The sequence below is a fragment of the Amycolatopsis australiensis genome, assembly GCF_900119165.1.
GTDB lineage: Bacteria > Actinomycetota > Actinomycetes > Mycobacteriales > Pseudonocardiaceae > Amycolatopsis > Amycolatopsis australiensis.
Genome location: NZ_FPJG01000006.1, coordinates 3,726,273 through 3,738,338, shown reverse-complemented (window position 1 = coordinate 3,738,338; position 12,066 = coordinate 3,726,273). Strand labels below are relative to the sequence as shown.

General features: G+C 67.8%; 9 protein-coding genes. 3 read left to right on the top strand and 6 right to left on the bottom strand.

All coding sequences use genetic code 11. The features are described from left to right. Positions 1–3 precede the first annotated feature (3 nt). Positions 4–324 carry a helix-turn-helix domain-containing protein gene (locus tag BT341_RS19135; protein WP_143168598.1) on the bottom strand — a complete coding sequence of 107 codons (321 nt, stop codon included), beginning with the start codon at positions 322–324 and terminating at the stop codon, positions 4–6. Between the two features lie 486 nt (positions 325–810). Between BT341_RS19135 and BT341_RS19130 the strand changes: the two genes are divergently transcribed. After that, complete coding sequence (locus tag BT341_RS19130; protein ID WP_072477603.1) at positions 811–1,398, top strand: suppressor of fused domain protein; 588 nt, start codon at positions 811–813, stop codon at positions 1,396–1,398. A gap of 285 nt (positions 1,399–1,683) precedes the next feature. On the opposite strand, the gene BT341_RS19125 is transcribed toward BT341_RS19130, so the two are convergent. Continuing rightward, a complete protein-coding gene (locus BT341_RS19125; RefSeq protein ID WP_072477602.1) occupies positions 1,684–2,073 on the bottom strand; it encodes a hypothetical protein in 390 nt (129 codons plus the stop codon). 244 nt (positions 2,074–2,317) lie between these two features. On the opposite strand from BT341_RS19125, the gene BT341_RS19120 reads away from it, so the two are divergent. After that, positions 2,318–2,626, top strand: a complete 309-nt coding sequence (locus BT341_RS19120; protein ID WP_245805024.1) for a GNAT family N-acetyltransferase — start codon at positions 2,318–2,320, stop codon at positions 2,624–2,626. Between the two features lie 500 nt (positions 2,627–3,126). After that, positions 3,127–4,038: a phosphotransferase family protein gene (locus tag BT341_RS19115; RefSeq protein ID WP_072482040.1), complete on the top strand. Its 912-nt coding sequence runs from the start codon at positions 3,127–3,129 to the stop codon at positions 4,036–4,038. A gap of 92 nt (positions 4,039–4,130) precedes the next feature. Here BT341_RS19115 and BT341_RS19110 read toward each other — a convergent pair whose 3' ends face one another. From BT341_RS19110 to BT341_RS19095, 4 genes are all read right to left on the bottom strand, one after another. Continuing rightward, positions 4,131–6,410: an APC family permease gene (locus BT341_RS19110; RefSeq protein WP_218177746.1), complete on the bottom strand. Its 2,280-nt coding sequence runs from the start codon at positions 6,408–6,410 to the stop codon at positions 4,131–4,133. A 337-nt stretch (positions 6,411–6,747) separates the two neighbouring features. After that, positions 6,748–7,611: a C1 family peptidase gene (locus BT341_RS19105; protein WP_072477601.1), complete on the bottom strand. Its 864-nt coding sequence runs from the start codon at positions 7,609–7,611 to the stop codon at positions 6,748–6,750. 1,372 nt (positions 7,612–8,983) lie between these two features. Next, positions 8,984–10,360 (bottom strand): ABC transporter ATP-binding protein, encoded by a 1,377-nt coding sequence (locus tag BT341_RS19100; RefSeq protein ID WP_084742920.1) that lies wholly within the window; start codon positions 10,358–10,360, stop codon positions 8,984–8,986. Then, a complete protein-coding gene (locus BT341_RS19095) occupies positions 10,326–12,065 on the bottom strand; it encodes an ABC transporter permease (RefSeq protein WP_072477599.1) in 1,740 nt (579 codons plus the stop codon). The genes BT341_RS19100 and BT341_RS19095 overlap by 35 nt, the downstream gene beginning before the upstream one ends. Between the last annotated feature and the right edge of the window lies 1 nt (position 12,066).

Here is a 12,066-nt window from a genome sequence, read left to right as displayed (position 1 = left end):
GCGTCAGTCATCAGACGTCGCACCCTCCACCTCTGTCCGGCCTCGGAGCCAATGATCGCAAAATTCGCATAGCCGTGAGATCACCTGGCCGGCGTCCTGGTCGTCGGCGAACTCCCGGCGGAGCCGTTCGAAGAGCCGGTGCCGGATCGTGTCGGCCTGCGACTTGCCTAGGCCGAGCCGGCGCGCGAGGTCCCGGACCGTGGCCTCGGGGTCGGCGAGGACGATGCGCTCGCGGTCGGAAAGGGTGGCGAAGATGTCGGCGGCATGTAGCTCGACGATCGTTCTGGTCGCTGGGTTTGCCGCGGCGGGTGCTGGCTCGGACACCTGTTCCAGGATGTCGAGGGACGTCGTCAGGGCCGTCCGGCGGTGGTCGAGGCGTGATGTCAGGGCACCCCTCGATGAAGCTCTCCGCGCCACCGGATAGCAGGCACCAGGCGAGACACCGAACGAGAGCGGTCACGACATCCAGTCGAGCATGGACAATTCGCGAGCCGCCGCTCCTCCACGCGCACCTGGCTATTGCCCAGGCAGGGCATGCTCTGGCGCCGGCGCTACAGCGAGCGCGCGTGCCGCACCTCGGTCCGGAAGCCGAACAGAGCTTGCCCGCAGCCGACACCGCGGGCAAGCTCCTGTCGATTCCGAGCGACCGTCCTCTTCGGTCAACGCGACGGTGGCGATCAGGCTGCCGTCCGCGATCGCGGCCAGGTACTGCTGCTTAGCTGCCTCGTCGCCAGGAACTTCAGTGGACATCCAGTGACGTCGCCTGCTCGCTTCGCCGCGCCAGAATGTCGTCTTCCCTAGGATCAGGCGATGAGCTTTCCACACGCTGACCCGACGCGGTACGAAGGGCTGCGCTCCCACGTCGAACGCCATCTTGGGCCGGTGACTCACGCGCAGAGCCCCCAGGGCCCAGACGGGCGCAACCGGGGATTCGCCCTCGGCTTCCACACGCACCCGCAGCAGCGGATGGTCTCCGCGGTGACCACCGGGGTGCGGTTCCAACACATCGACGCCTCGTTGCCGCAAGAGTTCGTCGTATCCGCCGTGCCCGAGCACGAGGACGAAGCCGCATACCTCGCGCACGTCATCGCCACCCAAGCGATCGAACGCCAACGCGGCTACGCCTACGGCAGCGGCTACGTCAACGCCGAGCCCCTGATTCCCGGCACCGGCATCGCGTTCCTGCTCGCCGCCCCCCACCCGTTCGCCGGCGACGAGTTCGACCTATACCACGACGATCGAAACGAACCCGCGCTACGCTTCATCACCCTGCTCCCCTGCACCCTCAGCGAGTTCCGGTTTGTGCGCGAACACGGCGACGACCCCGCAGCGCTCTACGACGTCTGGGAGTCCCGCGAGACCGACATCCTCGACCTCTACCGGGCATCGGCCGTTTGACACCGGCCAGACACGCACGGCGTCACCTGCGGGGCGGCGCGCAGCCGGTCGTTGTCGGATTGCGCGAAGGGAGCCTCAGTGCGGGTCTGCCCAGAACAGTCTCGGCACCCAACAAAGCTCGCCGGCACGCTGGCGGCCGCTCCGTCGGGCTTCCCACCATCCGCCCGAGGATGCGGCGCTGGATCGACCGCTTGTCCGGTTCACTCGCCACCGAAGTCACGCTCGCCGTGATCGAGCGACGATCTCGCGCAGCTGCACACCGGACGGCCAGGCACCGGCGTGAGGTCAGGCGACGAGGTCGCAGACGGCCACGGCCGTCGACGCGTTCTGCGGATTCGTCTCCCGGTTCTTGCGTGCCGCGTCGCGGCCGTCGACGTTGATCTCGCAGCCGAACGTGTCCCGCAGCTGCCCGGTGACCCGGACCTGCAGCGCAGGCAGCGGGTCGCCGGTCGGCAGCGTCATCACGTCCTTGCCCGCGTCGGACACGACGATGGGCGCGCCGGCCGCTCGGTTCTTGATCACCTGGTACGTCGTGCCCGGCCCGCCGGTGACGGTGATCTGCACCTGGTGCAGCGACACCGCGGACGGCAGCGGGCCCGCGGAGGGGTTACCGCACCCCTCGGCGAGCACAGCGACAGCCACAGCGACTGCAGCGACGGCGGGCAGGCGCAGCATGCGGGATCTCCTTCTGCAACAGGGGCGGTGATCAAGAGGTCGTGCTAACTGGGTCGGGCGTTACCCGCCCCACTCCGGACGCGAGCGACTGAGAGAAACCTCTCTCAACTTTGCGGGCTGTGCCGTGTCAGCTTAGGCGGGTGCTCCCGATCCAAATCCCGGCGGTTAGTGCACTCGTTGTGAACACCACAGGTCGTCACTGCCCCCGGGAGCGACACCTCCCGCGCCTTCCGGTGCGAGGTCGGTGGTCCGCTTTGATGGACCTCGAGCGCGTCGTCCTCGTACTGACGAAGAAGCCTGGCTTGCCCGTCGCGGCGAACGGCTGCACCCACCGGCCTGGACGGAGATCAGCGCCGTCTGCACCGCGCCTGAGGCCCGCGGCCGACGCCACGCCGGCCGTCTCGTGCGCGCGCTCAGCGCCCTGATCACCACCGGAACGAGCGCCCGTTCCTGCACGTCGCCGAAGCCAACACCGACGCAACCGCGCTCTACACCCACCGCCTCGGTCAAGCCGTCCACCACCACCTCACCCACCTGGGACTTTCCATGCTGATGCAGCACTGAGCCCCGCCAGGCAGCGGTTTGGCGGTCAAGGAGGCTGTTCGGGTACAGACACGCCCCGACGGCTGGAACTATCTCCGACCAGACAGCAACGGCCGAGGAGTGTCACGGGCATTGAGATTGCACACGGTGACATCGCGCTGAGACAACTAAAAACCGCACATCGCAGAAGATCGACATGTCATCGGCGGCGAGAACCTACAGGCGCCCGATCCGGTACACGCAGCGAGTACGGCAACCCCCTGCCGATCCGACCCGGCACCGGCATCCCCACCCCGTGCGTGCGCCGGGAGTACTTGGAGCACTACGGCATGACCCGCCCCTACAGCCCCGCTACCAGCTCCACTGCACCCTGGCCGGCGCAGCATTCGCGTGTCCGCCATCCGTTGATCTACCCGCGGTCGTCGCCGATGGACCAGCCGATGACGCGGCGCACCACCGCCGTGGAGAAGCAGCGAATAACCGGTGGACGGCCGCCCTACCGTCGAGATCATGGTGTCCTTCCCGCCCGCAGCGACCGAAGCGGAGTTCCGCGCGCTGACCCGCGAGGACGTGCTGCCCGCGGTCGTCGACCTGCTCGGCCGCGCCGACGTCGTCCCGTTCACCGAAGGCTCGTTGCCGGTGTACGCCGTGGGCGACGACCTCGTGCTCAAGCTGTACCCACCGCTCTACCGCGACGAGGTCACCACCGAACGCACCGCACTCGAGGTGCTGCACGGCGTGCTGCCGACGCCGGAACCGGCCGGCTCCGGCGAGCGGGACGGCTGGAGCTGGCTGCTGATGCGGCGCCTTCCGGGACGGACGCTCAACGAAGCGTGGCCGTCCCTGTCCCCCGAGGACAGGCAACGGCTCATGCCCGAGCTGGGCGAGCTGCTCGCCGCGCTGCACGCGGTCGACGACCCGCGGCTGGCCGTGCTGGCGCCGCCGGACTGGGCGCAATTCGTGGCGGCACAACGGGAAAACGTCGTCGAACACCATCGCCGGACGGGCCTGGACGAGGCGTGGCTGGCGCAGATACCCGGGTTCCTCGGCACCGTCGAGCTGGGCACGCCGACCGTCGTGCCGCTGCACACCGAGTTCATGCGCGACCACGTGATGGTCGACCCGGACGGCCGCGTCACCGGCCTGTTCGACTTCGAACCGGCGATGCGCGGCGCGGCGGAGTACGACTTCGCTGCGGTGGGCCTGTTCGTGACCGGCGGCGACGGCGATCTGATGCGCCGGTTCCTGGACGGCTACGGCCAGCCGGTCGACCCTCGCCGCTGCCTGGCGTACGCGCTGCTGCACGTCTACAGCGACTTCACCTGGTACCTCGACATCCTGCCCACTCCGCCGGAGCCGACTCTCGACGCGCTGGCCGCGGCGTGGTGGGGCACCGGTTCAGGACAGTGCGCGCCGCAGTAGCTCGGCCAGGTGCAGCGGGCGGCGGCCCGATTCCTGCTCTTCGGACGTCGGCGAGGAGGACACCGTGGTCCACGCCTGCGTGAACCGCTCTCTCAGCTTGTCTCGTCCTCCTCGTCCGGCTGGTCGTCTTGATCCGGGTTCGCTGAGTCGAGGACGCGGTAGCCGGGATCCCGCATGATCATTTTGTGCTCGGACCCGGATTCGTGAACTTCGCCGGTGACGCGGAGAAGCTGTCCTGGTTCAAGGTCCGGATGAGGGCGGCAGAACTCGAGGACGACGGTCGCCGTGGCGTCGGCGAGCTGGGCGGTGAGGACTGGGCCGCCGGAGTCCACGGGTTCTTCGGAAATCGCTACTTCGCGCAGCCGTCCGTCGACCACGACGCTCGTCCCGGGACGCAGTTCGCGGATCGGTGTGGACAGCGGATCGGCAGGAATCCGGTCGGCGGCGGTCTCGGCACCGTCTTCGCCGCTTGAGCTGATCCGGTCGAGGAGGCGCTCGATGGCGGCTGTGACGCGTTCTTCGGGCAGGTCGGGCATCATGGTGCGGATCTGGCTTTGCACGTCGTAGGGCACGATGGTGGCCGCGGCGTGCGGGGCGCGGCTGACGACCCGCGCGATACGGTCGGCTGTGCGGTCGTGCAGCAGGCGGCCCAGCAGGGGCGCGTAGCTGCGGCGCGGCAGGAGCACGGTGACGCCGGTCCGGGGTGTGTTCTCGGTGGCTTCCCGCACGAATGTGTAGGCGGCTCGGGCGATCCGCCGATCGGGGACGTCGATGAGCCGCAGGGCGGTGTTCATGCCGAGTTCTTCCCAGCGCGAACGCAGCCGTTCCGCGGCTTGGGCATCGATGACGAAGTGCAGTGCGGTCAACTTGTCGGGACGAAGGCTGTGGCCGTAACGGAGCGCTTCGACGACAGCCAGATCGATCGTGCTGACCAGGACGAACACCTGGTGGTGGGCGTATCGGGTCGGGTTGGCGCCCTCGGCGGTCAAGCGCTCGAGCACGGCTGCTTCCGCGCGGTACTCGCGGTTGAGGCGGATCAAGACGAACACCAGGACGGGGAAGACCACGACGACGAGCCACGCGCCTTCGGTGAACTTGGCGATGGCGAAGATCCCCACCACCACGGTGGAAAGGAGTCCTGCGGCGAGGTTGATCGTGAGTTTGGTCCGCCAGGCGCGCTCACGGAGCCGGAGGTGGTGCCTGCTCATCCCGTAGCCGGCGACGGCGAACCCGGTGAAGACGCCGATGGCGTAGAAGGGCACCAGCGCGGTGACGGTTCCTCCGGAAAAGAGCAGGAGGACCACGGCAAGCACGGTGAGGACGATGATGCCGTTGGAGAAGACCAGCCGGTGACCGCGTTTGGTCAGCTGGCGGGGCAGGAAGCGATCGGCGGCGACGAAGCTCGCCAGGAACGGGAAGCCGTTGAAGCTGGTGTTGGCTCCGGTGTAGAGGATCAGCGCGGTCGCCGTCTGGATGAGGGCGAACATGGCCTGCCCGAACGCGCCGTGCCCGAACACCGCACGCGCTTCTTGGGACACCACCGACGGATATCCGGACTCGTAGGGAGTCGCGTGGGTGAAGTACGCCAGCAGTGAGACACCGGCGACCAGGAACCCGAGGATGGCGGCCATGATCACCAGGACTTTCCGGGCGTTCGCGCCGCGCGGGCTCCGGAACGCCGACACGGTGTTGGAGATCGCCTCCACACCGGTGAGGGACGATCCGCCGTTGGCGAACGCGCGAAGCAGGACCATGACCGTCGCTCCGGCGACCAGCCCGGACTCCTGATGGACCGGCACCGCACCGGGAAGGTGTGCCGCGTCGTAGGCGGGCAGGCCGACGGTCACGGCCTCCACCAGCCCGGTCACGATCATCGCGACCATCAGCGCCGCGAACAGGTAGGTCGGCACGGCGAAAGGGCGCCCCGCTTCGCGCAGGCCCCGCAGGTTGGCGTAACAGAGCAGCACGACGATGCCGACGGTGATGTCGAGGTGGTACGGACCGAGCGCGGGGATCGCCGAGATCACGGCGGCCGTACCCGCCGATGTCTGAACCGCGACCGTCACCACGTAATCGATCAGCAATGCCGCCGCGGCGACCTGGGCGACCCGTGGCCCGAAGTTCTCCCGGGCCACGACGTACGACCCGCCGGCTCGCGTGTACGCCATCACCACCTGGCGATACGACGCGGTCACCAGCACCAGGATCACCAGGATCACCGCGGTGACCGGCAGGACCACCGTGAACGCGGCGAGACCGGCATAGGGCAGTAGTTCCACCAGGATCTGCTCGGTGCCGTAGGCCGAGGACGAAATCGCGTCGGGGGACAGCACTCCCAAGGCCGTCGCGTTCGACAGCCGCTCATGGGTCAACTGGGCAGTGATGAGTGGTTTGCCCAAGAAAAGCCGTTTCAGGGCGTACCCGATCGCACCCGGCTCAGGCCGGCGAACTGCTTCTTCGATGTCCGTCACTGGGACAGCATGTCAAGAAATGGGCGTCGCCACATAACGGGGAAAGGATGTTCCGATCACCCCACGGGAATGACGAGTGTGACATCAGGCTGGCATCAAGAAAACGCAAATATCCGCCGGTGGGGCATCAAGATTTCGTCAGGGATCTCGGCCGGACGAGCACTAGAAGGTGCCGAGCACCGGTCGGCTGGGGTCGGGATCGGTGCTCGGCGGCTATCTTGGTCAGGGTGGACCGGGTTCAGCCCTGCGCGATGGCCCCCATAGCGTGGATCTCCATCACGTCACCGGTGTCGAAGAAGCTCCACGGCACCGTCACGAACCCGCCGTCGCCCCAGTTGGCGCCCCACGAGTTTTCGATTTTCACGCCCTGGCTGTTGTAACCGACGATGGTGACCTCGTGACCGCCGACGATCGGGTCGCTGTACTGGTCGCCGGGCAGGTAGCTGTAGTCCGAAGCGGACTGGGCGTCCAGGTCCATGAAGCTCTGGTGCACCTGGAAACCAATCGGTACCGGCTCTCCCTGCGAAATCGCGTTCTCGATCGCGGTGCGCGCGGAGCTGCCGCTGGTGGGCAGCTCGGTGAAGCCGGAAAGCCGGTAATGGGCGGCGTTCGCGCGCTCGGCGGCGTCCGGCTGGGTGGTGTAGTCGAAGTCGCCCTGCCAGTAGTCGCTCTTGGTGTCGATGCCCTGCTGCTGTTCCATCGGCAGCGCGACCGACGCGGTGGTGCCTTGGTCGTTGCCCTGCGCGATCTGCGAATAGATGTACATCGGCGCCATCGGCGCACCGGCGATGTTCTGCTCGTTGGAGAGGATGCCGTAGCCGGTGTAACCGGTCGCCCAGGTCACACAGGCACCGACTTGCCCCTGGTCACCCGGCGACAGCGCATACTGCGAGAGATCGTAGCTCGCCGGCGCACGCAACGGCTGCGGCGCGACGAGGTGAGCAGCATTGTGGTGCGCGCGGGCCGCAGCCAGGTCCAGCCCCAGTCCGTGGGCCAGGTGCCGGTGCGCGGGCTGCTCGCCGGCCGCAGATGCGGTCGCCGTCGTCGCCGACATGCCCGCCAGCGCCACGGCGACGATGCCGACCATTTTCTTGACGTCCATTGTTTCTCACTCTCATCAAGAGACTATGAAAAAGGTGGCAGCGGTCCGGATCTTCCCGGGAATCGCGCCAAGGCAGACGATAAGGCGGCCGCAGAGTTCGCCGACACCGACGAAGGTATGCTCTGGTCATCCGCGCAGTTCTTTGGTCGGGATCCGGATATAACGGGCTCTATTTCAGAAATACCGCCGCCGGGAAAGACGCATCGGATAACGCTCCAACGGATGCATGGCCCCGACAGAACAATAAGGAAACTCTAAGGGAGGCCCTGCCCGGTACGTAATGTTGCAAGGTTTCGGCGCAGGCACCACGGCGCACCTGAGAATGCCCGGGTCGATCTAGGGACTGGCGGCCGACACGTGGGCGACGAGCGGTCACAGCACTGCCGTGGACAAACGTGCAGCAACCGAGGCCGGGCCGCGGCCGGCGGGCCCCGGCGTGATCTTCTTCGCCGGGACCGCCCCTTGTTCCGTGGCGTACTGAACCGTCGGCTCGAACGGCTTGCGACGGGCGTCCAGTCCCGGAGACCCGAGTCGAGCACCCGGACCACCAGGAGCTGTAGCTGCGGTCCGGCCACGCCCTGGACCGCCGCGGGACCCGGCCGGTTTTGCCCTCATCGCAGGCTCGCCGCCGCTAATGTCCGGCCGGTGAAGGTGTGGTGGTGCAGTTTCGCGGCGGGCGCGGGCCTGCTGGTTTCGGCGTGCGCGGGAGGCGGGTCGGGCACCGGCGTGGTGATCCCACCGACGACGAAGGCCCGGCGACAATCGAGGCACCGGCCACACCGGACACACCGGTGACGACCACATCGGACTCGCCGGTGACGACGACGGCCCCGGCGACCACGCAGACGACAGCCCATCCACCGACGGCGACGACGACAAGGAAGCCGACGACCGAGCGCCGCCCCACCACTCGGCGGCGTCCCCGCTGACCTCAACTGCGAGGCGTCGCCACGCTGACTCGGCATACGTCACGGGATGTCAGTAGGTAGGCGTCACCGCTGACACATCCTCCGTGACACGGCGGTGGGAAGCCGAGCGCTGAGACGTCGCCAGGCCGGGTGTACACAGGTCGACGCACGCGCCTCCCTGGCTTGATCTTGTGCAGGCGGTTCCGGCCGGCTCACGGTGCACCCCGACCCCGGCGGTGACCAGCCCTGGCACGCTGGCCCACGACCTGCCCGCCGCGTTCGGGCATCGCGGGTTTTCGTCGAGGACCAGTTCGGACTGCGCCTCGCCGAGTACCACCTGGGCATCGTGTGGGCGCTGAGCGTGAGGGTCGCGGCAGCGAAGGTGACGGCGAGGACGATGCTGTTGGCACAGCCGGACAGCGGTCCAAGCCGGGGTTCGGTGTCCCTGACCGCTGCCCGACTGTTCATGCGGAGGCTCGGCCGACGATGACGCCGCCGGACCACAGGGCAGGGTCGAGGGTGATTTGGCCGGTGTCGGTGTCGTAGTCGAAAAGCTCGGCGTAGCGGCCCCAGTCGATGGCGGTGTCGAGCTGTTGCTGGGCGTCTGCGGGAGAAAAGCCGCGGCGAAGCAGGTCGAGGAAGAATGCGGATCGCAGGCTGCCGTCGGCGCTCGCGGCGAGGGCCTTGTAGATGGTGCGCACCAGCGGTGCCCGGTCGCGGGCTTGCTCGGCGAAGATCTTCTTGCTCTCCTGGATGTCGGCGGTGGTGAATGTCTCGCCGACCGGAGTGAGGTGCAGGTCGCCACCGGCGACGACGAGGAAGTCGAGCATCGCCGCGGCGTCGACCAGCGGCAGCAGGTCGTCGACTTCGAAGCTGAGCTCCGCGGCGATGTCGGGCAGATCGGCGCGGCCGCCTCGGGCGTAGACGATCTCGACGAGCCCGGCGAGTCCGCCGACCGAGACCGTGGGGAGCGGTCGCGCGGTGGGAGTGGCGTGAGTGGGTTCGGGCACGGTTTCCCCGGGTTCACGGCCGGTGAGCAAGTCGTAGAGCCGGTCGACCAGCGACTCGAACGCCGGAGCCTTCCGGTCTCGCGGGCGTGCCAGCTCGACCAGGACTTCGGCGCGGACGTGACCCGGATTGGCGCCGAGGACGAGGACGCGGTCGGCGAGCAGGACGGCTTCCTCGATGTTGTGGGTGACCAGGCAGATGCTTTTGGTGGGAAAGTCGTCCTGCTCCCATAGGGACATAAGCTCGGTCCGCAGGTTTTCGGCGGTGAGGACGTCGAGGGCGGAGAAAGGTTCGTCCATGAGCAGCAGGTCCGGTTCGAGGACCAGGGCGCGGGCGAAACCTACTCGTTGGCGCATGCCGCCGGAGAGCTCCTTGGGGTAGGCGGACTCGAACCCGTCCAGGCCGATCATGTCGATCGCCTTCAGGGCGCGCTCCCGGCGCTGGGCAGGTGGGACGTTGCGGGCGGCGAGGCCGAGTTCGACGTTGTCCTGCACGGTCAGCCACGGCATGAGGGCGAAGGTCTGGAAGACCATGGCGGTGCCGGGATTGGCGCCGTTGAGCTCGGTGCCGCGGTAGCGGACGGACCCGGTGGTCGGGCCGATCAGGCCGGCGATGGTGCGCAACAGGGTTGATTTGCCGGAGCCGGACCGGCCGAGCAGCGCGACGATCTCGCCGGCGCGCAGCTCGAGCGTGATGTTGTCCAGCACGCGCAGCTCATCGCCGGCGGAGCCGGCGAAACTCTTGTTGACCTTCTCGAGCGCGACGAGAACTTCGGGACGGGGCACGGGAAACCTCCAGTCAGGACAGGGAGAAGCGGCGTTCGGCCAGGGCATACAGTCGCCGCCAGAACAGCCGGTTGAGCCCGACGACATACAGGCTCATCACGGCAACGCCGATGAGGATGCGTCCCGCGTCGCCCGCGCTGGTCGCTTCCTTGATGTACGCACCGAGACCGGTGGCAGTGAGAGTGAGGCCGTTGTAGGAGACGATTTCCGCGACGATGGAGGCGTTCCAGGCGCCCCCTGCGGCGGTGATGCCGCCGGTGACGTAGCTGGGGAAGATCGCGGGCAAGATGAGCTTGCGCCACCACAGTTTCCGCGGCAGCCGCAGGTTGGTGGCGGCTTCGCGTAGGTCGTTGGGGACGGCGCTGGCGCCGGCGATGACGTTGAACAGGATGTACCACTGCGCGCCCAGGCTCATGAGCAGGATGCCGCCCCAGTCCAGGGGGATACCGGTCGCGACGAGAACAGCGGTGATGATCGGGAACAGGAAGTTCGCCGGGAAGCTCGCCAGCACTTGCACGACGGGCTGGGCGAGCCGCGACACCTTCGAGTTGAGCCCGATCCACACTCCGATCGGGACCCAGACCAGAGTCGCGACCGCGACCAGCACGAGCACCCGGGCGAAGGTGATCATCCCGAGCAGCAGTGCGTGGGCCACCTCGGCGAACCCGGCCGAGCCGGCGATGAAGGTGATCATTCTGACCAGGCCGTAGACGATCAAGACGAGGACCGTCGCGGCGAAGGCGACGTCCCCGGCACGGCGTCGCACCGGCGAGACCCGCAGCGGGTGTTCGGCGAGCCCGAACGTGGCCATCGCCCGGTCGATCGGGTACACCAGCGGTCCGAACACCCGGCCCAGCAGGGCCGGGATCCGCGAGCGGCGCAGCAGGTCCAAGGTGAGACTGCGGGGCGCCTGCGCGGCCTCGGAGTATTCGATCCGGAAGCGTTCGGACCAGGCGGTCAGCGGGCGCCAGAACAGCACGTTGACCCCGACCACCAGGACGACCATGACCGCGATCGCGAGCAGTACCTTGCCCAGATCGCCCGCGTCGGAGGCGGCGGCGACGTAAGCACCGATCCCGGGCAGGGCGTAGGAGTGGTTGTTGACGCTCAGGGCTTCGGAGGCGGTGAGGAAGAACCAGCCGCCGCCGAAGCTCATCATCCCGTTCCAGACCAGCGGGATCATCCCGCTGGGGACGTCGACGCGCCAGAATCGCTGCCAGCGCGAGAGCCGCAGCAGCCGCGACGCCTCGTCCAGATCGCGTGGCTGGGAGACCAGGGAGTGGTAGAACGCGAAGGTCATGTTCCAAGCCTGGGAGGTGAAAATCGCGAAGATAGACGCGCACTCCAGCCCCAGTTCCGAACTCGGGAACATGGCGATGAAGCCGGTGATCGTCACCGACAGGAACCCCAAGATCGGCACCGACTGCAGGATGTCCAGCACTGGCAGCAGCACCTTCTCCGCGCGCCGCAGCCGCGCCGCAGCGGTGGCGTAGACAAAGGTGAACACCACCGACAAGGCCAGCGCGGCGAACATCCGCAACAGTGAACGTCCCGCGTAATACGGAAGTTCGGCCGGATCGGTGGACACAGTGGACGGTGCCGTCTCGGCGTTCCACGGCACCACGGCACCGTGAGCGAGCCGAACGACCAGCCACAGCAGCACCGCCGCACCGAGAAACACCGCCACATCCGCGATCGTGCGCCGCGGCCGCAGCAGCGCCCCCCGGGTGGGGAAGGTACGCAGCAGGGACATC